The sequence below is a fragment of the Curtobacterium pusillum genome, assembly GCF_013359865.1.
Taxonomy (GTDB): Bacteria; Actinomycetota; Actinomycetes; order Actinomycetales; family Microbacteriaceae; genus Curtobacterium; species Curtobacterium pusillum.
This window is the reverse complement of the sequence record NZ_JABMCE010000071.1, coordinates 1-1,063: the sequence shown is the minus strand read 5'-3', so window position 1 is coordinate 1,063 and position 1,063 is coordinate 1. Positions and strand designations below refer to the sequence as shown.

1 protein-coding gene is annotated in these 1,063 nt (G+C 71.1%); it reads right to left on the bottom strand.

The genetic code is table 11. The annotated features are described in order from the left end of the window. Window positions 1-894, bottom strand: an 894-nt coding sequence (locus HP507_RS07885; RefSeq protein ID WP_175351243.1) for an NAD(P)-binding domain-containing protein, incomplete at its 3' end; no start/stop codon positions are given. Window positions 895-1,063 lie beyond the last annotated feature (169 nt).

Genomic DNA, 1,063 nt, shown 5'->3' with positions numbered 1-1,063 from the left:
CCGGAACCCGGTCGCGTTCACGATGACGTCGACGGTCACCGCGAAGGGCTCTCCGGCGCGACGGCCGGTGACGGTGACCTGGTCGCCGTCGGCGCGGACGTCGTCGATCTCGTACGAGGCGATCTGCTGCACCTGACCGGATTCCACGAGGCCGTGGACAGTGGAGCCGAGCTGCCCGCGGGCGGCGAGTCCGTCGGCGGCATCCGTGCCGAGGCGTGCTGTACCCGGGTTGCGGATCGCCCAGAGCACTTCGGTGCCGGGTGCTTCTTTTGCGAGGGCGGCGAGCTTGATGAGGGTGTTGGCGGCGGAGTGGCCGGCACCGACGACGAGGACTCGCTTCTCGGCGAACCGGGCACGATCCGCTCCGAGGACGTCCGGCAGGGCGGACGTGATCCGGGTTCCCAGCATGCCGGTGGGTTCGAGCCCTGCCGCGGTGAGGGGGTTCGGGGTCGTGTACGTGCCGGAGGCGTCGATGACGGCGCGCGCGGTGACGGTGTTGGTGGTGTCACCGCTGCGCAGGCGAAGCAGGAACGGGGTGTCGGCGCGGCCGGTGGAGCGGGTGCGGTCCATGCCCTGCCGGGAGACCGCGTCGATCCAGGTGCCGTACCGGATCACCGACGCGAGTGGGGGTGTGGCGGCGAGGGGTTCGAGGTACTGCGCGACGAGGTCATGCCCGGTCGGCAGCGATGACGGCCGCGGCTCGGTCCATCCGGCGGGTCCGAGCAGGCGGCGGGCGGCGGGGTCGATGACGTATTGCCACGGGGAGAACAGGCGGGTGTGTCCCCAGGCGCGGACAGCCGTGCCCACGCTGGGGCCGGCTTCGTAGACCACGACGTCGAGGCCGCGCTCGAGGAGGTGCGCTGCGGCGGCAAGGCCGACGGGGCCGGCACCGATGACCGCGACGGGGAGTCCGGTGAGGCGGTCGTGGGTTCAGCCGGTCGTTGCAACACCACCGTGAATTGGAGTGTTGCAGATGGGATCGAGGCTGGACCACCGTGCCCGAGAGGCGCGGTTCTGGGAGCTATTGAGACAGGGTCTCGGACGCACGGCGGCCTGTGATGCT